This window comes from Pseudomonas sp. FH1, assembly GCF_000510895.2.
Lineage (GTDB): Bacteria > Pseudomonadota > Gammaproteobacteria > Pseudomonadales > Pseudomonadaceae > Aquipseudomonas > Aquipseudomonas azotoformans_A.
On the sequence record NZ_AOHM01000133.1, the window covers coordinates 144,552 to 162,593 of the forward strand.

Consider the following 18,042-nt stretch of genomic DNA (forward strand, 5'->3'; position numbering starts at 1 on the left):
CACAGTACTAAATCGACGGAGACCCCATGGCTCGCGGCGGCATTAATAAAGCAGTAGTTCAAACGGCACGCCTGGCGATCCTCGCTCGCGGCGAAAACCCCAGCATCGACGCTGTACGCATCGAAATGGGCAACACCGGCTCGAAAACCACGATTCATCGCTATCTGAAGGAGCTGGATGAGAGCGAAACCCGAGTCACCATCACCGAGGCCCCCATCGACGACGAGCTTGGCGAGCTGGTGGCGCGCCTGGCGCAACGCCTGAAGGACAAAGCCCAGGAGCCTATCGACCTGGCTTTGGCGCAGTTCGAGCAACAGAAAGGCGCCCTGCTCGCCCAGCTGGAGTCCCTTGATGAAACCCATGGTCAACTCAAGCAACAATTTGATATCCAGGCCGCCGCCCTGGCAGAAGAAAGCGCGGCCCTGCAAACCACCAGCACCAGCCTGCAGACCGAACAAACCCGTAACGCCGGGTTGAGCCAGGCGTGCAGTGATTACGAGCTACGGATCAACGACAAGGACGAGCAGATCCGTTCGCTGGAAGAAAAGCACCTGCACGCAAGGGACGCCTTGGAGCATTACCGTAATGCGATCAAGGAGCAGCGCGAGCAGGAACAGCGTCGCCATGAAGGCCAGTTGCAACAGGTACAGGCAGAATTGCGCCAGGCCCAGCAGAGCGTCATGGTGCGTCAGGATGAAATCACCCAACTGCATCGCGACAACGAGCGGCTGCTGATCGAGCATCGGATGACATCGAAAGAGTTGACGGCGCTGCAGGAACAATCCCGCAAAGACCAGGCCCAGCAGCTCAAGCTGAGCGAACAGGTGAGCCTGATTGACAGCGAGCGCACCCTGCTTCAGGAGCGCCTGCGCGTTGCCGTGCTGGAAAGTCAGTCACGCCAGGAAGCGTTGACCGAACACCAGCACTCCAACAAAACCCTGGAATTGGAACTGATCAAAGCCCAGGCCAGTATCGAGGCATTGCGCCTGGCGGCCGCCGTTGCGACGGCGCCAGAGGCAACGCCCGAACGCTGATCAGCCCGCCACAGGCGTGCGCATGGTGACGAACTCTTCCGCCGCCGTAGGGTGCACGCCGATGGTGTCGTCGAAATGCTGCTTGGTCGCGCCCGCCTTGAGCGCGATCGCCAGGCCCTGGACGATCTCGCCAGCATCCGGGCCGACCATGTGGCAACCCAGCACCTGGTCGGTGTCAGCGTCGACCACCAGCTTCATCAGGGTTTTTTCCTGGCACTCGGTCAGGGTCAGCTTCATTGGCCGGAAACGGCTTTCGAAGATCTGCACTTTATGGCCCTTCTCTTTCGCCTCTTCTTCAGTCAGGCCAACCGTGCCGATGTTGGGCAGGCTGAACACCGCCGTCGGGATCATGGCGTAATCCACCGGACGATACTGCTCAGGCTTGAACAGCCGACGCGCCACGGCCATGCCTTCGGCCAACGCAACAGGTGTCAGTTGCACGCGCCCGATCACGTCGCCGATGGCCAGGATTGACGATTCGGCGGTCTGGTACAGATCGTCCACTTCGACGAAACCACGCTTATCGAGCTTCACGCCGGTGCTTTCCAACCCAAGGTTGTCCAGCATCGGGCGGCGACCCGTGGCGTAGAACACACAGTCCGCTTCCAGCACGCGACCGTCTTTTAGCGTGGCTTTGAGGCTGCCATCGGCTTGCTTGTCGATACGCTCGATATCGGCATTGAATTGCAGGTCGAGGCCACGCTTGGTCAGCTCTTCTTTCAGATGTGTACGCACCGAACCGTCGAAGCCACGCAGGAACAAGTCACCGCGATACAGCAGGGTTGTCTGTGCGCCCAAGCCATGGAAAATCCCTGCGAACTCGACGGCAATATAGCCACCACCGACCACCAGTACACGCTTTGGTAATTCCTTGAGGAAGAACGCCTCATTGGAGCCGATAGCGTGTTCACGCCCTGGAATCTCCGGAATCTGCGGCCAGCCACCCGTCGCGATGAGGATGTGCTTGGCGGTAAAGCGCTCGCCATTGATCTCGACTTGATGCGCATCTACCAGGCGCGCATGCCCTTCATGCAGCGTCACACCACTGTTAACCAGCAGGTTGCGGTAGATGCCATTGAGGCGATTGATCTCGCGATCTTTATTGGCGATCAGAGTGGCCCAATCAAAATTCGCCTCGCCCAGTGACCAACCAAACCCGCTGGCCTGATCAAAATCCTCGGCAAAGTGTGCGCCATACACCAACAGTTTTTTCGGCACGCAGCCGACGTTGACGCAGGTACCACCCAGGTAGCGGCTTTCCGCCACGGCCACTTTGGCACCAAAGCCTGCGGCAAAACGCGCCGCACGAACACCGCCGGAACCGGCGCCAATCACATACAGGTCAAAATCGTAAGCCATTTCACTCTCCTCGGCAGGCAACCAGCATACCGACTTACATGGGGCTGAAAAACGAAAAAGCCACCCGAAGGTGGCTTTTTTGGAACAGGCCGCTTACAGCGTGAATCAGTAAGCCTTGCCAGTCTTGTAGAAGTGCTCGTAGCAGAAGTTGGTCGCCTCGATGTAGCCTTCAGCGCCACCGCAGTCGAAACGCTGGCCCTTGAACTTGTAGGCAATGACGCAGCCGTCTTTAGCTTGCTTGAGCAGAGCGTCGGTGATCTGGATTTCGCCGCCCTTGCCTGGCTCGGTTTCTTCGATCAACTTGAAGATGTCCGGGGTCAGGATGTAACGGCCGATGATCGCCAGGTTCGACGGGGCATCTTCCGGCGCTGGCTTTTCAACCATGTCACGTACGCGGATCAGGCCATCGCCGATTTCGTCGCCCGCGATCACGCCGTATTTGTTGGTTTCCTGTGGGTCCACTTCCTGGACTGCCACGATGGTGCAACGGTATTTCTTGTACAGATCAACCATCTGCTCCAGAACACCCTTGCCTTCCAGATTGACGCACAGGTCATCCGCCAGCACCACGGCGAACGGTTCGTCGCCGATCAGCGGGCGGCCAGTCAGGATGGCGTGGCCGAGGCCTTTCATCTGGGTCTGGCGGGTGTAAGAGAACGAGCACTCGTCCAGCAGCTTGCGGATGCCGACCAGGTATTTTTCCTTGTCGGTGCCCTTGATCTGGTTTTCCAGCTCATAGCTGATGTCAAAGTGGTCTTCCAGCGCGCGCTTACCACGGCCGGTCACGATGGAGATTTCGTTCAGACCGGCATCCAGTGCCTCTTCGACGCCGTACTGAATCAGTGGCTTGTTCACCACCGGCAGCATCTCTTTGGGCATGGCCTTGGTCGCTGGCAAGAAGCGAGTGCCGTAACCGGCTGCTGGGAACAAGCATTTCTTGATCATATGGGTCCTTACAAAGGGCTGTGCGTACGGAATTCGGCGCAGTCTAATCAGGCCGCAGTCACCTTACAATGGGTCCTGCTGGCGTTGCGATGTCATCATAGAGAAAAAATGTCGGCGTAAGTTCCGCTGGTCTCGCGAAGAGCCTCCACACCGGCACGGCAAAAACTGCCTGCACCTCAGGATTTCAAAGGGCTGCACCCTTTTTAGCACGCTTTTGCACCCAGGACACTGACCTAGAATAACCTGCGCGCACCTGCCGCATTTGGCGCTATCATTACGCCCTTGAATCACACCATGAGATTGATAGATGTCAGAACCAAAAGGCGTAAACGGCTACTTGATCACGAAGCGAGCGGACGGCTGGCACCTGATCAACTTCCACGGTGACAGCGTCGCCGGGGTCTTCCCCACCGAGAGCCAGGCGATCGCCGTGGCCGAAGTGTTTGTGGACGAAGCAGGCCATGCGTCGAGCAAACGACCGAAAACCAAGTAAGCTCTGCTGCCCTGTCATCAAGCCCCGTTCACCGGGGCTTTTTTGTGGGCGCTCATTTCATGCAAGCGGCCCGCTGAAACCGCGCCGTGGCCGTTACATAGCGACATCTATCGATGTTTGCATCATTAATCTCTGTAATTCTATTCTTACAGAAATCATAACGTTCAAAACACCCTCTCCCTTAATGATGGTAGTCCATCTCTTACAGCTAATTATTGTTTTTTGGCAAAATGCCATATCCCTCTTACACATCCTGACATAACCGGCTACGCAACTAGGCGAATCAGGCGACTTACTTTTGTCCACGCAAGCCCAACAATGGCCTGAGTTCGAACGCCGCTGAAACTTGCAATGCAAATAGTTGGAAAAATCAAATTCCTCCTCGCTGCAACTTGGTCGGCGTCGAACCAAATTCCCTGCGTGCGTTACATGTCAGTAATGAACGGTAGGTGCACACCTGCCTGCGGGGTTTCTTTATGACGTTCGTTAATATAGATGGGTCTTAGCTGATGAAAACTGAAATCAAAACTGCACTGTTGTCTATTGGGCTGCTGATGGGGTCGATGTCCGTCGCGCAAGCCGCAGATGGCACTATCACCTTCTTAGGATCGGTCCACTCAGGTGCTTGTTCTATCAAGCCAGACTCTGTCGATCAGTCCGTTCATCTGGGTGCAATCGCAAAACATCAATTGCAAACGGGAGGCAAGTCCGAAGCCCGCCGCGTATTGATCGAGCTTGAAGGTTGCGATCTCACCGGCCTGACCGACAACACCGTAACCACCACCTTCACGGCTGCGCCATCGTCCGTTGTTCCGGGTGCAATCGGCACCGTGGGTGGCGCGGGCAACATCGGCATCATGATGACCCACGGCAGCAAACTCGTTGAATTGGGTGTACCTACCACCCCTCAGGCCATCGTCGCTGGTGATAACACGTTGGAGTTCGGGGCCTACGTTCAAGGTGCAGCGACGGGCAACGTCGTGCCTGGCGATTTCAGTGCGACCACCAATTTCACCCTGGCTTATCAGTAAGCAATTCCCCCCCGCCACCAACGTGGCGGGGGAACTGATGGGAGATAACGGTGAAAACATTAATAAGCCTCGCAATTACCTCTTCGTTGGCGGTCATCAGCCCCGGGGTTGTCGCGAAGACATCCGGTCAGGGCGATGGAGTGGTCACGCTGGGTGGAGAAGTCATTGACTCGGCGTGCGGGCTGGAACTGGCGAGTGCCGACCAGTCCATCGAAATGCCACCCGAACCTATTGGCCGGCTTTTGCGCAATACGATCGGCGAGCCGCATCCCTTCCAACTGCGCCTGGTCAATTGCTCATTGACTCGCCCGGACCCTCTGCGCCCTGGGTTAACGCTGCCCGACTGGGAGCATCTGCGCGTGACATTTGACGGGGCCAGCGACCGGCAAGGCCGCTCATTCGCCGCCGCTGGGCTTTCCCAGGGGGTCGCATTTCATATCTGGGATTCGCTTGGCCAGGAGAGTGTTCCAGGTGAGCCGATGCCGCTGGTACCCCTGAATGAAGGCGACATGACCCTTCACTACACGGTCCGCCTGATCGGTAACGGATTGCAACTGATGCCTGGGGATCACCGCGCGGCAGTGCGGTTCAAGTTGGAATACTTCTGAACATTGATGGGTTGCTTTCATGTTGAATGCGTCGAAGATCAAACATTCGCTCTGCCCTACCCTGTTTGGAGGGTTGATATCCGTGGCGGGCACTGCATTGGGTGCAGGGGATATCGAGTTCAATACTGACGTTCTGGATCTGAGTGATCGCACTAATATTGACTTGTCCCAGTTTGCCCGCAGCGGCTTTATTCTGCCCGGCACTTATTCAATGGTGGTGCAACTAAACAACCAGCCACTGCCTGAACAATCCGTCGCATTTTACCCTCCCGATAACGATCCCAAAGGCAGTGAAGCCTGCTTGTCTCCCGCTATCGTGGAGCAATTGGGCCTGAAGGAATCCGGCGCCACTGAGTTGACTTGGTGGAAAGGCGGGGAATGCCTGGATATCCGGGCGCTGCCCGGCATGGAGGTAAGGGGTGACCTGACCACCAGCACGCTGAACATCAACCTGCCGCACGCTTACCTTGAGTACAGCGCGATCAACTGGGATCCGCCTTCACGTTGGGATGAAGGGATCCCTGGGCTGCTGCTCGACTACAACATGACGGCACAAACCAGCCACCAGAGGAATGACCGCACCCGCAACGACGTCAGCGGTAACGGCACGTTGGGAGCCAACGCCGGCGCTTGGCGCCTGAGGGCGGATTGGCAGGGCCGGGTCGACCAGGACCGCGAGGCGTCGGCCAGGCGTTCGCGTCTGGAATGGAGTCGTTACTATGCCTATCGCGCCATTCCATCGCTGAAGGCACGTCTGGTACTGGGAGAAAACTACCTGTATTCGGACCTGTTCGACAGCTTCCGTTTTACCGGCGCTGCACTCAACTCCGATCAGAGTCAACTGCCACCGAATCTTCGCGGTTATGCACCGGAGGTGGTCGGCGTCGCCAAGACCAATGCAAGAGTCATCATCAGCCAGCAGGGCCGCGTGCTGTATGAAACCCTGGTGGCCGCGGGACCTTTTCGTATCCAGGACCTGAATGACGCGGTGAGCGGCAAGCTCGACGTGCGGGTAGAGGAACAGGATGGTTCGGTCCACACCTCCCAGATCGATACCGCTGGCGTACCTTACCTCACTCGCCCTGGCCACATCCGTTACAAGGTCGCGGCGGGACGACCGTCCAATCTTCAATATGGCGCGGATGGCGACTTCTTCACTACCGGGGAGTTCTCATGGGGCGTCAGCAATGGTTGGTCGCTGTTTGGCGGCGCAATTACCGATAACAACTACCGCGCGTTATCGGTTGGGGTAGGTCGTGACTTGTTGTCATTCGGCGCCCTCTCGCTGGATGCAACCCAGGCCCAGGCCAATGTCTGGAATGACACACTGTCGGGCAAATCCTACCGCCTGCAATATTCGAAGCACTTCGAGCAGTACGACAGCCAGATAACCTTTGCTGGCTATCGGTTTTCTGAACAGAACTACTTGAGCATGAGCGAATACCTCGATGCGCGTCATTACGGCAGGAACGGTGAACTCGCCGGGCGCTACAGGTACGACGAATACACAGAAAGTTGGAAGCCTATTGGTGGCAGTAAAGCCTTGTATACCGCGACGATCAATAAGCAATTCCGCGATTTGGGCACCACCGTTTACTTGAGTTACAACAAACAGACTTATTGGGAACGCGCGGCCACGCAACGTTGGAACTTGGCGGTATCGCGTTACTTTAATCTTGGGACGGTCAAAAACATGAGCCTGTCCCTGAACATACACCGGACCCTGGACTACAACTACAAGGATAACGGCGTTGCATTGACCGTCAGCCTACCGTTGGGGAGGACCGGTACGTTGTCGATGGATGCCGATAGAACCCGTGGCGATAACGGTTTTTCAACGCGCTACAGTGATCGCCTGGATGAACGTAACGGCTACCAACTCAGTGCCAGTGACAAATCTGTCAGTGGTTACCTGAATCATATCGGTGACCAGGCGGACATCGATCTTGCGGCCAGTCAGCAAAGGGACGGCTACAGCACGTTGAGTGTGTCTGCGCGTGGCGGCGCTACGCTTACGCCCCAAGGGGCAGCCCTGCATCGGGCCAACAGCATGGGTGGCACTCGGCTGATGGTCGACACCGGCGGCGTGGCTGATGTTCCGGTGCGCGGTTACGGCGCACCGACACGCAGTAACGCCTTTGGCAAAGCAGTCATTTCCGACATTGGCAGCTATCAGCGGATGGCCGCGAGCGTCGACCTGGAAAGTTTGCCCAGCAATGTCGAAGCCACCCAATCCGTCACGCAACTCACACTGACCGAAGGCGCCATCGGCTATCGATCCTTGCCTGTGATTGCCGGCGAAAAAGCCATGGCTGTGCTGCGTCTGCCGGACGGCAGTGCACCGCCGTTCGGTGCGACGGTGAAGAACCTCAAACAACAAGACACCGGCATTGTGAATGATGGCGGCAACGTCTACCTGAGCGGTATCCAGCCTGGCGCTCAGATGACCGTCAGCTGGGGAGGTGCAGAGCGATGCACCCTCACCCTCCCTGCCGTGTTACCCGCTGATGCCTTGACTGACGCGCTGCAACTGGGCTGCCGAATGGTAGCCAATGATCAATCCCTGCCCGAGCAAGAAACGTTGACCGGGAAGCGTACCAATACGGAGAAAACATCCTCATGAAGCTGAATACGCGTCTTACCCAAGCCAGCGCGTGGCTGGCCCTGGTCTTGAGCCAGAGCTCCAACGCCGCGATTGGCCTGGATCGTACCCGAGTGATTTTTGATGGTGGCAAAGATGCCACCAGCGTAAGCATCACCAATAACAACACCCAGTTACCGTATCTGGCTCAGGGCTGGATCGAAGACGAAGCCGGTGAAAAAATCACCAGCCCCTTGATCGTGCTGCCGCCGGTCCAACGTGTGGAACCCGGCAAACAAAGCCAGGTAAAGGTTCAGGCGTTACCGGCGGCCAAATCGTTGCCCCAGGACCGAGAGACGGTCTACTACTTCAATTTGCGAGAAATTCCGCCACGCAGTGACAAAGCCAACACCCTGCAAATTGCGCTGCAGACCCGGATCAAACTGTTCTACCGGCCGCAAGCCATTGCGCCCAGCCAACAGGACTTGTCCACCCCCTGGCAGGAAAAACTCACCCTCACCCGCGATGGCGAGCGTTACCAGGTGAATAACCCGACGCCGTACTACGTGACGCTGGTGGATGCGCGCAGCACCAAGGACGGCAAGACCGTGTCGGGCTTCGAGCCACTGATGGTCCCACCAAAAGGCAAGTTGACCCTGGGCGTCACCGCCAAGGCGCTCGGCACCACCCCGCATCTGGCTTACGTAAATGATTACGGCGGACGTCCATTGATGGCCTTCACCTGCAGTGGCAACACCTGCACGGTGAATGCACAAACCTCCCCCTCAAATCAGTAGCACCAGCCGCTGGAGAACACCATGAAGTGGCACATTGTGAAGGGCTTAGGCGGACTGTTATTGGCCGCGCCATGGGTCGCACAGGCCGAGGACGTCGAGGGCATGAACGGGATGCTGAACATTTCCGGGAGCATGCATGAAATCCCCTGCGCGCTGGAGATGAATTCACTGCATCAAACCATCGACCTTGGCGCCGTATCAGCCAGCCAGCTGCAACGCCCCGGCGATCAAGCAAGGCCTGTGGCATTCCAATTGCGGTTTGCCGATTGCCAGCGCACCGCTGGCACCATCCGCAGCGAACGCACGGGCAACCTGACGTGGAGCGCCTTTCAACCGGTGCTGTCGGTCATGTTTGTTGCCCCTGCCGATGCCGATGACCCAAGGCTCGTCAAAGTGCAGGGCATAACAGGAATGGGCCTGCGCCTGGCCGACGCTCTGGGACGCGATGTACAGCTGGGATCGCGGGGTGAACCGCTGTTTTTGCCACTGGGCAGTAACACCCAGACCTGGACTGTTCAGCCCACACGCACCACCGCACCGCTGACCAGCGGCGCGTTTCGTGCCGTGGTGGATTTCAAGCTCAATTATGAGTAAGGGCGTGACAATGGCTAAGCCAACCGGCCCATGGGCCGTTCTTATCAGTGGCGGCCTGTTTTTGGCCGTCAGCCAGGGTGTCAAGGCCGACACCAACCTGACTATCCGTGCGGTGATTATCGCACCACCGCCCTGCGTGATTAACAGCGGCGCCACACTCGACGTGCCATTTGGTAATGACCTTCAAACCTCACGGATTGACGGCATCAATTATCGTCGGGGGGTGCCCTACACCGTCACCTGCAATTCACCTGTCAGCAACGCGATGAAGCTGGAACTCAAGGGCACGGCCGCTGCGTTTGACAATCGTGTGCTGATGACCCGCAAACCGGACCTGGGGGTAAAGCTGTTCGTGAATGGCGCTGATTGGCCAATCAATACCCCCGTGAACTTTACCCACCCGAACTTTCCGGTGGTACAGGCGGTGCCGGTCAAACGCGCGGGCAGCACCTTGACCGGAGGGGCCTTTGATGCGGCCGCCACCCTGGTGGTCGATTATCAATGAAGAGGAATAATCAATGACTGGTTGGCAGCAGCGAGCGTTGCTCGCCTTGTGCTCCCTGGGCCTTTGCGGTGGCGCGATGGCGAACCTGACGTTCAGCGGAACGCTGAATGAACCACCGCCTTGCACCATTGATGCAGGCAACACGATTGAAGTCGACTTTGGCGATGTGGGCGTAAAGCGCGTAGACGGCGTGAAGTACCGCAAAGCGGTGCCTTACACCATCAACTGTGGCGCAGCCACCCTGCCCTGGGCGCTGAAGTTGAGTGTCAACGGCACGCCGACGGCATTTGATGGCGCGGCGGTGCAAACCAACGTATCGGCGCTGGGGATTCGGCTCTTCCAGAACAACGTGCCATTTCCACTCAATACGCCAATGGACATCGTCCTCTCGTCTCCGCCGAGATTGGAAGTGGTGCCCATCAAACAACCGGGCGCAACCCTGCCCCCCGCACCGTTTTCAGCAGTGGCCACGCTGTTGGCTGAATACGAGTAGGAGCCGCGTCGATGCGACATGAAATGGATCATAAACGAGGGGCATGCGCCTGGCTGGCGTTACTGCTGAGCTTCGGACTGACGCCCAATGCGGATGCTGCGGACAACCTTCGCTTCAAGGGCAACCTGGTGGAAGAGGCCTGCACGATCCGCCCAGGCGACGACGCAATCACCCTGGAACTCTGGGACGTGACCAGCAAGCACCTCTACCTCAATACGCGCACCCAGGGAAGGGGCTTCAAGGTGCACCTGGAGAACTGCGACACCACGATTGGTGACACGGTCACCATCCTGCTCGGTGGCACGGAAAACGTGAAGCTGCCGGGGTTGTTCGCACTGGACGGTGGCAGCGGCGCAACGGGAATCGGCCTTGGCATAGAGACACCGGACAACAAGCCTTTCCCCGTGAATACCGTCAGCGACAAACAGGTGTTGAGCACTGGCAGCAACGTCATCGAGCTCAAAGCCTATGTGCAGGGCGAGCCGGATGCGATCAGGGATCAGACCATCGGGCACGGCCGGTACACGGTGACCTCGACTTTTACGCTGGACTATCCGTAACAGTCCCAGACAAAACTCAAATCTCTCCTGAGTAATTCCAGTAGAGAGGCAACGAGAGATCAACATGAAACGACTTTATGGCGCCATGGTGCTGCTTGCCTTGGTGGGTATTACAACAAATGTGAACGCTGCCCAGTGCCGGGTCAATGGCGGCCCGTGGCAACAAGTGGACACTGGCGGCACGCTGCCCCTAGAGGTTCCCGTAACCGTCCAATTAGGTTCTGACACAAGCCGCATCCTTCTGGAAGGCGTAAGGCTTGAGTGCAGATTCACGCCTTATCCGGGTTGGCCATCCCATTACGAAGACTACTGGTCAACATCGGTCCTAGCCGGGCCAGCCTGGACACCCGGTCCTAAATTTGTCAACCAGGGTACAGGTTTAAGAATAAACGGGGGGTACTACAACACCCCAGTACCGACCAACATTCGAATTGCAACCATGCCCAATAACGCCATCGGTGTTGCCGTCAACGTGACGCCTTACATCCTGAATCGCAACGATCCGGCGAACCCGATCAACGTCGTCATAAATGACATCCTTGGCACGTTGCGCCTGAGCCAGACAAACAATTATGACTCAGGTAGGGCAGGTCTTTCGCTCGTATACAGGGCCGCCAACAATTTCTCCATCTCTCCCTCAACCTGCACGATCAACAATAACAACCCCATTGAGGTCAACTTTGGCAACGTCCACCAACGACAAATCGGTACGGATCCGCTGACAACGCCTATCCAGAGCAACCGCAGGCTCACCTACTCATGCCCGAACGCCGGGATCACCACGCCTATCACCATCACTTATAAAGGCAACGCGACGTCGTTCGACAACCGCCTGCTGCTGATGACCAACCCGAATGTCGGCACAGCGATGGTCCGGGCGGGGTCTGCGGTGGCTGTGAACGGCAGGTTCCTGACCCAGATCACCAACAGTGTCGGAGGGGATGACGTGACGTTTTCCCTGGTTCAGCGACCGGGCTCGCTGCCTGCCGCGGGGCCTGTGACTGGGAGCGGCGTACTCGTGATGGGAGTTCCGTGACACAGAAAAACCGCTGAGGGCAAGAGCGCGCAGTTGCGAAGTGTATTTCTGTGACTGCGCACAGTGTGGCATTTCGCTATAATTCTGCGCCAACGCCCCACGACCGTGTCAGCGTCCCCTCCCACACCCTCGACGATGAACCCCTATGAACAAGTTTCTGGCACTGACTGCAGTCCTGGCGCTCGCCGGGTGCACCACCACGTCTGACGTCTACCTGAAAAACGGTGAGCAAGGCCTGACCATCGACTGTTCCGGCGAGGCCAATTCCTGGGCCAGTTGCTACGAAAAGGCCGACGCCTCATGTGCCGGCACCGGCTACCGTATCGTCGGCACCGAAGGCACGCCGTCGCTCCAGGAAAGTGACAAGACCCTGGGCAAGGACGTGGGCAACTTCAAAAGCCGCAGTGTGGTCGTCGTGTGCAAGTGAGCGTCATGCTCACAGCTGAATATCGGCAAACTTGATACCCAGGCCCCGGATGGTCTCCACCAGGTCATCCAGCCGCAGGAACGACTCGACTTCGTCCTGATCGTCCACCAGGAAAAAACTGCGGCCGCCGCTTTTTTTGAAAAATACGATCCACTCGCCCAAGTCGGCCGGGTTCTGGATGATGTGCGTCGCTGATATCTGGCCTTCGGCCTGGCGAGCCCTGACGTGTTCACGCTTCATGAATAACTTCCCAAAAAGACAAATGCCGCACAGACCGAGGGTTTGCGCGGCATTTTTGCATTGATCGGGTAACAGTTTAACGGATGCCCTGCCCGATCAACACGCCTTCTACGGTTTGGCCGTAGAGATTGACGCCGTCATTGGCGTGGAACTTGAGCCGGGTTTTCTCCACGGAACCGTCAACCAGGCGCGGATCCTGCGGCCGTTCATGGCTGTTGACATAGGCGGCCACGTCCCAGGCTTGCTGGTCACTCAAACTACCGCCCTTGCCCAGCGGCATGTTGTGCTTGATGAAGGACGCCGCCGTATTGATGCGGTGCATGCCCGCGCCCCAGTTGTAGGAGTCTTTACCCCACAACGGCGGCATCACATAGTGGTCACCGACCTTCTGGCCCTGCCCTTCGGCGCCATGGCAGACAGCGCATTGGCCTTCATAAACCTGGGCGCCCTGCCTCAAGTCGTAACCCTTGGCCGGTTGCGCAACGTCCGGATAGCCGCGCCCCGGCAATTCAACACCCAGTGGCGCCTTGCTCGCCAACCAATAAGCGTAAACCGAGAGCGCGGTGATCTCGGGGCTATCTGCGACTGGAGGTGTGCCGCCATTCATGCTGAACTGGAAGCAGCCCTGCAATCGCTCGGCAAAGGTGTTGACCTTGTCGTTTTTCTTCCGATAGGCCGGGTACATCGGGTAGGCAGCCCACAAGGGCGCCGAGTTGGCGAGGCGGCCCTGGTCCAGGTGGCAGTTGCTGCAGTTGAGTCCGTTACCGACATAGTTCGGCGCCAGACGTTTGGTATCCACGAACAGCGCGTAACCCTCCTTCACCAGCTTGCCGTAGGCGTTGTCGGGCAGTTCGCTTTCTTGAGGAGGCTGGAATGGGCTGGCCGCAGCGTGGCTGGCAGGTTGCAACTGCGATTGGTCCTCCATGGCGATCGTGGCGGCGTGGACCGAGGTTGGACCCAACAGGCCCAAGGCCAATATCAACGGGTTCATGGCTTGGCCTCCAGTTTCAGCGAGGCGAAATACTGGGCCACGCCCTGCACTTCTTCTGCCGTAAGGGACTTGGCGATGTGCCCCATCAAGTCATTCGGATCATTGTGGCGGGTGCCGCTTTGCCAAGCCGTCAACTGCGCTTCCAGGTAAGCGGCGGGTTGGCCGGCCAGGGGTGGGAACGCGTCGCCGACGCCTGTCCCTGCTGGGCCGTGGCAACTGGCGCACGCCGGAATCTGCCGCTCCCAGGCGCCCTGTTGTGCGAGCTTTTGGGCGGCGTTGATCGGCATTTCGCTGCGATAGACCACCTGGGGAACAGGAGCCGGCATTGCCGCCAGCACCTGGCTGACCGCCTCTATTTCGGCATCCGTGAGCGCATTCGCCAACGGTTGCATCACCGGATTCGTACGGCTGCCACTTTTAAAGTCTTCCAGCTGTTTGCGCACATACGTCGCGGGCAATCCCGCTAATCGGGGAAAGCCAGCTGCGGCCATCCCCGCGCCATCGGCACCATGACAGGCTATACAGGGCATGGCGCCCGGCTGCGAACCGCCCTCGGCAAAGATTTTTCTCCCCTCCAGCGCATGGGCATTGCCCAATAACAGCATCAGCGCACTGCCCATCAGTACTCGTTCCAGAGACATCATCACGGCTCCATTTTATAGTTATATGCTTAGACGCTTACGGCATAAGCCTACAAATGGTAGGGGAATGACCCCGTCGCGACAACTCCAAAAACACAGCGTAAAAAAAGCCCGGCATTACGCTTACGCGGCCAGGCTTTTTTATCGGATTGGAAGTCGCTGGGTTGAAGAGGCCAGATCAGCCGGAAATGCAGTCCTCGCCAGCCTTCTTCACATCACCCGGACGGATCGGCACATTGGACATGCTCTCGTAGAGCTTGATGCTGCTACCGCTGGAGCGCTCATCGATCTCGAAGATCGCTGAAGGGTCGGCGGAAAACTTCTGCGGCACAATCACCTGCACACCGCCATCCTTATGCGGTTCGATCTGCGACGGCCGACGGGTCGCAGAGAGTTTTTTCACCACACACGCGGCATATTCCTGGGGTTTCTTCCCGGAAATGACGGCCAGGGTCGGAGGGGTCTGCTTGATATCTGCAACCGAAGCACACCCACCAATCGCCAGGGCCAGAACCAACACACTCCACTTCATACACAAACCTCCGATAAAGACCCTACGACAGCGGGGATGGTAATTTTCTCCCGCCCACGTAGGATTTATCCCTGATAACTCGGTAAATAACTGTTTTAAATTGTCGACGTCATTGAAGACGGGCCGATAATAAACGCGCTGGGGCTGATAAACTCCATCTTAACCTACGTATCGTTCTGATTTTTCAGAAAAAGCCCTTCTGGAGCCCCCACCCATGAAATTCATCCACCAGCGTGAGCACCTCAACGAGGGCGACATTGTCGTCATCGAATGCTCGCAGACTTGTAATATTCGTCTGATGAGCGACGCGAATTTTCGTAGTTTCAAGAATGGCGGCCGTCATACCTATCACGGCGGTGCCTTCGATAAGTTTCCCGCCAAAATCACCGCACCGAGCACCGGGTTCTGGAACATTACCCTGGACGTCGTCACGCGCCGCGCCATCAGCGTGACCCGCAAACCCGCGTTGTCCCACAAGATCCGCATCGTGCGTCGCACCAGCTCCAAGCTGAGCTGAGCTGATCCGCACACTTCACAGGAAATAGCCGTGAACACCACTACAAAATACGTGATCAAGTACAAGCTCAACGGCGAACGCCGTTTTGAGTTCGCCCAACTGCAGACCAACAGCGTAGAAGAAGCCAAACAAGCCCTGGCGAAAATTCACGATGCCAGTGATGAAATCACCGACATCAATGTGAGCAAGGCGCTGTAAGCGGATGCCCGGCCCCACCGCTGACCTGTTTGCCGACGACGCCCTGCAGCAACCCCCAGGGCGTGAGCAAATTGGCGAGCAGTCCTACGTATTACGGGGCTATGCCCTACCTTGGATTGAGCACGTTCTGCCAGAACTACGGCGTGTTCTGGCTCAATCACCGTTCCGGCAAATGGTCACACCCGGCGGCTTTACCATGTCGGCGGCATTGAGCAGTTGCGGCGACCTGGGCTGGACCACCGACACCTCCGGCTACCGCTACTCGCCGCTCGACCCGCGCAGCCAACAGCCATGGCCGCAGATGCCAGACGTTTTGCGTCAATTGGCGGTGCAGGCGGCGGCAGAGGCCGGCTTTCCCGACTTTGCCCCCGACGCCTGCCTGATCAACCGCTATGTGCCTGGCGCCAAGATGTCGCTGCACCAGGACAAAAACGAACGTCGCTATAGCGAGCCGGTTGTATCCGTGTCACTCGGCTTGCCGGCGATTTTCCTGTTTGGCGGACATGAGCGCAGTGACAAAACCAGCAAAGTCTCGCTGTTCCACGGCGACGTGGTGGTGTGGGGCGGCGTGGACCGCTTGCGCTTCCACGGGGTGATGCCGATCAAGGAAGGCGTACATCCGGTCATGGGCCCGCAACGCATCAACCTCACGTTTCGCGCCGCCGGCTGATTTGACCGCAAGCTTCAGAGTGCCAGGTGTGCATGGCGCGATTAGTCTGAATGGAATCCGTCAAGAGTACCGAGCATGACCAACGAACAAGACCCCCGCTGGGCGGCCATCCTCGCCCGAGACCCCAAGGCCGATACGTTGTTCGTCTATGGTGTAAAAACCACCGGTGTGTACTGCCGCGCCAGCAGCGTTTCACGCTTGCCACGCCCTGAAAACATCGAGTTCTTCGACACCCCCGCGCAGGCCGAGGCCGCCGGGTATCGCGCCAGCAAACGCGTAAGCGCAGACCAGACCCAGTTGGTTGCGCACCATGCGCAACTGGTGGCGGACGCGTGCCGGCATATCGAACAGGCGGACACTGCGCCCAGCCTGCACGCGCTGGCTTCGCAAGCCAACCTGAGCCCGTTTCATTTTCATCGTGTGTTCAAAGCCGTCACCGGCCTGACCCCCAAGGGCTATGCCACTGCGCACCGTTCGCGCAAGGTACGCGATGGGCTCAAAGGCTCGCACTCGGTGACCGATGCCTTGTATGACGCAGGCTTCAACTCCAACAGCCGCTTTTATGAGTCGGCTGACCAGCTGCTTGGCATGAAACCCAGCGACTACAAAGCCGGAGGGACTAACTCGGCGATCCTGTTTGCCGTCGGGCAGTGCTCGCTGGGGGCGATTCTGGTGGCACAAAGTGCGCGTGGCGTGTGCGCGATTCTGCTGGGGGACGACCCTGACAAGCTGGTACGCGATCTTCAGGATCAATTTCCCAAGGCGGAACTGGTAGGCGCCGACCAGCGCTTCGAGCAGTTGGTCGCGCAGGTCGTGGGCTTTATCGAAGCGCCTGCGCTCGGCCTGGACCTGCCGTTGGACTTGCGCGGCACCGCATTTCAGGAGCGGGTGTGGCAAGCCTTGCGCGATATTCCAGCGGGAAGCACGGCCAGCTACGCGCAAATAGCCGCGCGAATCGGTGCGCCGAAGTCGTTCCGCGCGGTGGCTCAAGCCTGTGGCGCGAACAGCCTCGCGGTCGCCATTCCTTGCCACCGGGTGGTGCGCAGCAATGGCGACCTGTCGGGCTACCGCTGGGGTGTAGAACGTAAGCAGCAGTTGCTGGAGCGTGAGAGCAAGGCTTAACCCAACTTGCGCTTGCGAAACTCAGCAACTTTGTGTCGGTTGCCACACAGCGCCATGCTGCACCAACGGCGTTTATGCGCCTTGGTGCGGTCGTAGAACCACAACACGCATTCGGGATGTTCGCAGGTGCGGATCAGGTTGAAATCCCCGTCTACCAGCAAACGCGCTGCGGCTTCTGCAATCATCGAGAGAAATTGCTCCGGGGTCTGCTGCTTGCGCTGACGCTCAACGCGTAACTCCCCCGACGCCGGCCAAGCCAACTGCGGATGGCTGACGGCCTTGCGCAAAAAGCCATTCAGCGCGGCGGGATCGCCCCGCGTTCCCTCCTTGCGCGACTCCAGCAATACACGGATTACCTCGCGCAGTTCCCGGCCCACCCGAAGCAATGCGCCCGGTTCAAATGCAGGCACCTGCCCTTCCTTCACCCACTCCAGGCGCACCAGCCAACGCTCGACATCGGCATCGGACTGCCAGAAGTCGTGGGGTTGCGCGTCCACATTGGCGCGCGTGTTGAGCATGTCCAGCACCGGGTCATCGGCGAGGACATAAGGCTCAAGGGGGGCAGGGATAGTCATGGTCATTCCTCTTATAGGCGTCGACATAGTAACCGCTATCTAAGCACACGGATAGTTACACACGACAAAATTGAAACCTCTATAAATAGTTTG

Annotated in this window: 23 protein-coding genes; 16 read left to right on the forward strand and 7 right to left on the reverse strand. The window is 58.1% G+C overall.

The window, feature by feature from the left end; translation table 11 throughout:
• The first annotated feature begins 26 nt into the window (after nucleotides 1-26).
• On the forward strand, nucleotides 27-1,034 hold the full coding sequence (locus tag H096_RS30565; RefSeq protein WP_033902933.1) for a DNA-binding protein: 1,008 nt from the start codon (nucleotides 27-29) through the stop codon (nucleotides 1,032-1,034).
• Here the strand turns inward: H096_RS30565 and gorA are convergent, their stop codons facing one another.
• Together gorA and galU are read right to left on the reverse strand one after the other, a co-directional pair.
• A complete protein-coding gene (gene gorA / locus H096_RS30570) occupies nucleotides 1,035-2,393 on the reverse strand; it encodes a glutathione-disulfide reductase (protein WP_033902934.1) in 1,359 nt (452 codons plus the stop codon).
• Nucleotides 2,394-2,498: 105 nt separating this feature from the next.
• A complete protein-coding gene (galU, locus tag H096_RS30575; RefSeq protein WP_028616217.1) occupies nucleotides 2,499-3,338 on the reverse strand; it encodes a UTP--glucose-1-phosphate uridylyltransferase GalU in 840 nt (279 codons plus the stop codon).
• A 307-nt stretch (nucleotides 3,339-3,645) separates the two neighbouring features.
• Here galU and H096_RS30580 point away from each other — a divergent pair, with 307 nt between their 5' ends.
• From H096_RS30580 to H096_RS30630, 11 genes are all read left to right on the forward strand, one after another.
• Nucleotides 3,646-3,831, forward strand: coding sequence for a hypothetical protein (locus H096_RS30580; protein WP_033902935.1), 186 nt, complete (start codon nucleotides 3,646-3,648; stop codon nucleotides 3,829-3,831).
• A 509-nt stretch (nucleotides 3,832-4,340) separates the two neighbouring features.
• Complete coding sequence (locus H096_RS30585; protein WP_033902936.1) at nucleotides 4,341-4,862, forward strand: fimbrial protein; 522 nt, start codon at nucleotides 4,341-4,343, stop codon at nucleotides 4,860-4,862.
• Between the two features lie 50 nt (nucleotides 4,863-4,912).
• On the forward strand, nucleotides 4,913-5,470 hold the full coding sequence (locus H096_RS30590) for a fimbrial protein (protein WP_033902937.1): 558 nt from the start codon (nucleotides 4,913-4,915) through the stop codon (nucleotides 5,468-5,470).
• A gap of 19 nt (nucleotides 5,471-5,489) precedes the next feature.
• Nucleotides 5,490-8,093 carry an outer membrane usher protein gene (locus H096_RS30595; protein ID WP_082461978.1) on the forward strand — a complete coding sequence of 868 codons (2,604 nt, stop codon included), beginning with the start codon at nucleotides 5,490-5,492 and terminating at the stop codon, nucleotides 8,091-8,093.
• Nucleotides 8,090-8,848, forward strand: coding sequence for a fimbria/pilus periplasmic chaperone (locus tag H096_RS30600; RefSeq protein ID WP_033902938.1), 759 nt, complete (start codon nucleotides 8,090-8,092; stop codon nucleotides 8,846-8,848). Before H096_RS30595 ends, H096_RS30600 begins: the two co-directional genes overlap by 4 nt.
• 21 nt (nucleotides 8,849-8,869) lie before the next feature.
• Complete coding sequence (locus H096_RS30605; RefSeq protein WP_033902939.1) at nucleotides 8,870-9,442, forward strand: fimbrial protein; 573 nt, start codon at nucleotides 8,870-8,872, stop codon at nucleotides 9,440-9,442.
• Between the two features lie 10 nt (nucleotides 9,443-9,452).
• Nucleotides 9,453-9,947 (forward strand): fimbrial protein, encoded by a 495-nt coding sequence (locus H096_RS30610; RefSeq protein ID WP_033902940.1) that lies wholly within the window; start codon nucleotides 9,453-9,455, stop codon nucleotides 9,945-9,947.
• Between the two features lie 13 nt (nucleotides 9,948-9,960).
• Entirely contained in the window at nucleotides 9,961-10,440 is a 480-nt protein-coding gene (locus H096_RS30615; protein ID WP_033902941.1) for a fimbrial protein, read from the forward strand.
• An 11-nt stretch (nucleotides 10,441-10,451) separates the two neighbouring features.
• Nucleotides 10,452-11,000 carry a fimbrial protein gene (locus H096_RS30620; protein ID WP_033902942.1) on the forward strand — a complete coding sequence of 183 codons (549 nt, stop codon included), beginning with the start codon at nucleotides 10,452-10,454 and terminating at the stop codon, nucleotides 10,998-11,000.
• Between the two features lie 64 nt (nucleotides 11,001-11,064).
• Nucleotides 11,065-12,036: a fimbrial protein gene (locus tag H096_RS30625; RefSeq protein WP_033902943.1), complete on the forward strand. Its 972-nt coding sequence runs from the start codon at nucleotides 11,065-11,067 to the stop codon at nucleotides 12,034-12,036.
• Between the two features lie 145 nt (nucleotides 12,037-12,181).
• Entirely contained in the window at nucleotides 12,182-12,463 is a 282-nt protein-coding gene (locus H096_RS30630; protein ID WP_033902944.1) for a hypothetical protein, read from the forward strand.
• 9 nt (nucleotides 12,464-12,472) lie between these two features.
• On the opposite strand, the gene H096_RS30635 is transcribed toward H096_RS30630, so the two are convergent.
• The 4 genes from H096_RS30635 to H096_RS30650 all read right to left on the reverse strand — a co-directional run bounded on the left by H096_RS30635 (nucleotide 12,473) and on the right by H096_RS30650 (nucleotide 14,867).
• Nucleotides 12,473-12,703, reverse strand: a complete 231-nt coding sequence (locus H096_RS30635) for a hypothetical protein (RefSeq protein ID WP_033902945.1) — start codon at nucleotides 12,701-12,703, stop codon at nucleotides 12,473-12,475.
• A 76-nt stretch (nucleotides 12,704-12,779) separates the two neighbouring features.
• Nucleotides 12,780-13,694 carry a c-type cytochrome gene (locus tag H096_RS30640; protein WP_033902946.1) on the reverse strand — a complete coding sequence of 305 codons (915 nt, stop codon included), beginning with the start codon at nucleotides 13,692-13,694 and terminating at the stop codon, nucleotides 12,780-12,782.
• Nucleotides 13,691-14,338 carry a c-type cytochrome gene (locus H096_RS30645; protein WP_033902947.1) on the reverse strand — a complete coding sequence of 216 codons (648 nt, stop codon included), beginning with the start codon at nucleotides 14,336-14,338 and terminating at the stop codon, nucleotides 13,691-13,693. Before H096_RS30645 ends, H096_RS30640 begins: the two co-directional genes overlap by 4 nt.
• Nucleotides 14,339-14,513: 175 nt before the next feature.
• On the reverse strand, nucleotides 14,514-14,867 hold the full coding sequence (locus H096_RS30650) for a hypothetical protein (RefSeq protein ID WP_033902948.1): 354 nt from the start codon (nucleotides 14,865-14,867) through the stop codon (nucleotides 14,514-14,516).
• A 214-nt stretch (nucleotides 14,868-15,081) separates the two neighbouring features.
• Between H096_RS30650 and H096_RS30655 the strand changes: the two genes are divergently transcribed.
• The 4 genes from H096_RS30655 (at nucleotide 15,082) to ada (ending at nucleotide 17,374) form a co-directional block, all read left to right on the forward strand.
• Nucleotides 15,082-15,384 (forward strand): DUF1883 domain-containing protein, encoded by a 303-nt coding sequence (locus tag H096_RS30655; protein WP_003191319.1) that lies wholly within the window; start codon nucleotides 15,082-15,084, stop codon nucleotides 15,382-15,384.
• 30 nt (nucleotides 15,385-15,414) lie between these two features.
• Nucleotides 15,415-15,582 (forward strand): hypothetical protein, encoded by a 168-nt coding sequence (locus tag H096_RS34320; RefSeq protein ID WP_016974793.1) that lies wholly within the window; start codon nucleotides 15,415-15,417, stop codon nucleotides 15,580-15,582.
• Between the two features lie 4 nt (nucleotides 15,583-15,586).
• Nucleotides 15,587-16,252 carry a DNA oxidative demethylase AlkB gene (gene alkB, locus H096_RS30660; RefSeq protein ID WP_033902949.1) on the forward strand — a complete coding sequence of 222 codons (666 nt, stop codon included), beginning with the start codon at nucleotides 15,587-15,589 and terminating at the stop codon, nucleotides 16,250-16,252.
• 75 nt (nucleotides 16,253-16,327) lie between these two features.
• The gene (gene ada / locus H096_RS30665; RefSeq protein ID WP_033902950.1) at nucleotides 16,328-17,374 is read left to right on the forward strand and encodes a bifunctional DNA-binding transcriptional regulator/O6-methylguanine-DNA methyltransferase Ada; all 1,047 of its coding nucleotides are present in this window, start codon (nucleotides 16,328-16,330) and stop codon (nucleotides 17,372-17,374) included.
• Here ada and H096_RS30670 read toward each other — a convergent pair.
• The gene (locus tag H096_RS30670; RefSeq protein WP_241495549.1) at nucleotides 17,371-17,955 is read right to left on the reverse strand and encodes an ABATE domain-containing protein; all 585 of its coding nucleotides are present in this window, start codon (nucleotides 17,953-17,955) and stop codon (nucleotides 17,371-17,373) included. The two genes, ada and H096_RS30670, sit on opposite strands and share 4 nt — an antisense overlap.
• Nucleotides 17,956-18,042 lie beyond the last annotated feature (87 nt).

What these genes read in the sequence shown, in the direction of transcription:
- H096_RS30655 (WP_003191319.1), top strand. Translation starts at nt 15,082, where the DNA reads ATGAAATTCATCCACCAGCGTGAGCACCTCAACGAGGGCGACATTGTC.
- H096_RS30640 (WP_033902946.1), bottom strand. Translation starts at nt 13,694, where the DNA reads ATGAACCCGTTGATATTGGCCTTGGGCCTGTTGGGTCCAACCTCGGTC.
- H096_RS30635 (WP_033902945.1), bottom strand. Translation starts at nt 12,703, where the DNA reads ATGAAGCGTGAACACGTCAGGGCTCGCCAGGCCGAAGGCCAGATATCA.
- H096_RS30580 (WP_033902935.1), top strand. Translation starts at nt 3,646, where the DNA reads ATGTCAGAACCAAAAGGCGTAAACGGCTACTTGATCACGAAGCGAGCG.
- H096_RS30605 (WP_033902939.1), top strand. Translation starts at nt 8,870, where the DNA reads ATGAAGTGGCACATTGTGAAGGGCTTAGGCGGACTGTTATTGGCCGCG.
- gorA (WP_033902934.1), bottom strand. Translation starts at nt 2,393, where the DNA reads ATGGCTTACGATTTTGACCTGTATGTGATTGGCGCCGGTTCCGGCGGT.
- H096_RS30565 (WP_033902933.1), top strand. Translation starts at nt 27, where the DNA reads ATGGCTCGCGGCGGCATTAATAAAGCAGTAGTTCAAACGGCACGCCTG.
- H096_RS30595 (WP_082461978.1), top strand. Translation starts at nt 5,490, where the DNA reads ATGTTGAATGCGTCGAAGATCAAACATTCGCTCTGCCCTACCCTGTTT.
- H096_RS30670 (WP_241495549.1), bottom strand. Translation starts at nt 17,955, where the DNA reads ATGACCATGACTATCCCTGCCCCCCTTGAGCCTTATGTCCTCGCCGAT.
- H096_RS30630 (WP_033902944.1), top strand. Translation starts at nt 12,182, where the DNA reads ATGAACAAGTTTCTGGCACTGACTGCAGTCCTGGCGCTCGCCGGGTGC.
- H096_RS30620 (WP_033902942.1), top strand. Translation starts at nt 10,452, where the DNA reads ATGCGACATGAAATGGATCATAAACGAGGGGCATGCGCCTGGCTGGCG.
- H096_RS30625 (WP_033902943.1), top strand. Translation starts at nt 11,065, where the DNA reads ATGAAACGACTTTATGGCGCCATGGTGCTGCTTGCCTTGGTGGGTATT.
- H096_RS30615 (WP_033902941.1), top strand. Translation starts at nt 9,961, where the DNA reads ATGACTGGTTGGCAGCAGCGAGCGTTGCTCGCCTTGTGCTCCCTGGGC.
- H096_RS30585 (WP_033902936.1), top strand. Translation starts at nt 4,341, where the DNA reads ATGAAAACTGAAATCAAAACTGCACTGTTGTCTATTGGGCTGCTGATG.
- H096_RS30610 (WP_033902940.1), top strand. Translation starts at nt 9,453, where the DNA reads ATGGCTAAGCCAACCGGCCCATGGGCCGTTCTTATCAGTGGCGGCCTG.
- H096_RS30600 (WP_033902938.1), top strand. Translation starts at nt 8,090, where the DNA reads ATGAAGCTGAATACGCGTCTTACCCAAGCCAGCGCGTGGCTGGCCCTG.
- H096_RS30645 (WP_033902947.1), bottom strand. Translation starts at nt 14,338, where the DNA reads ATGATGTCTCTGGAACGAGTACTGATGGGCAGTGCGCTGATGCTGTTA.
- H096_RS30650 (WP_033902948.1), bottom strand. Translation starts at nt 14,867, where the DNA reads ATGAAGTGGAGTGTGTTGGTTCTGGCCCTGGCGATTGGTGGGTGTGCT.
- alkB (WP_033902949.1), top strand. Translation starts at nt 15,587, where the DNA reads ATGCCCGGCCCCACCGCTGACCTGTTTGCCGACGACGCCCTGCAGCAA.
- galU (WP_028616217.1), bottom strand. Translation starts at nt 3,338, where the DNA reads ATGATCAAGAAATGCTTGTTCCCAGCAGCCGGTTACGGCACTCGCTTC.
- ada (WP_033902950.1), top strand. Translation starts at nt 16,328, where the DNA reads ATGACCAACGAACAAGACCCCCGCTGGGCGGCCATCCTCGCCCGAGAC.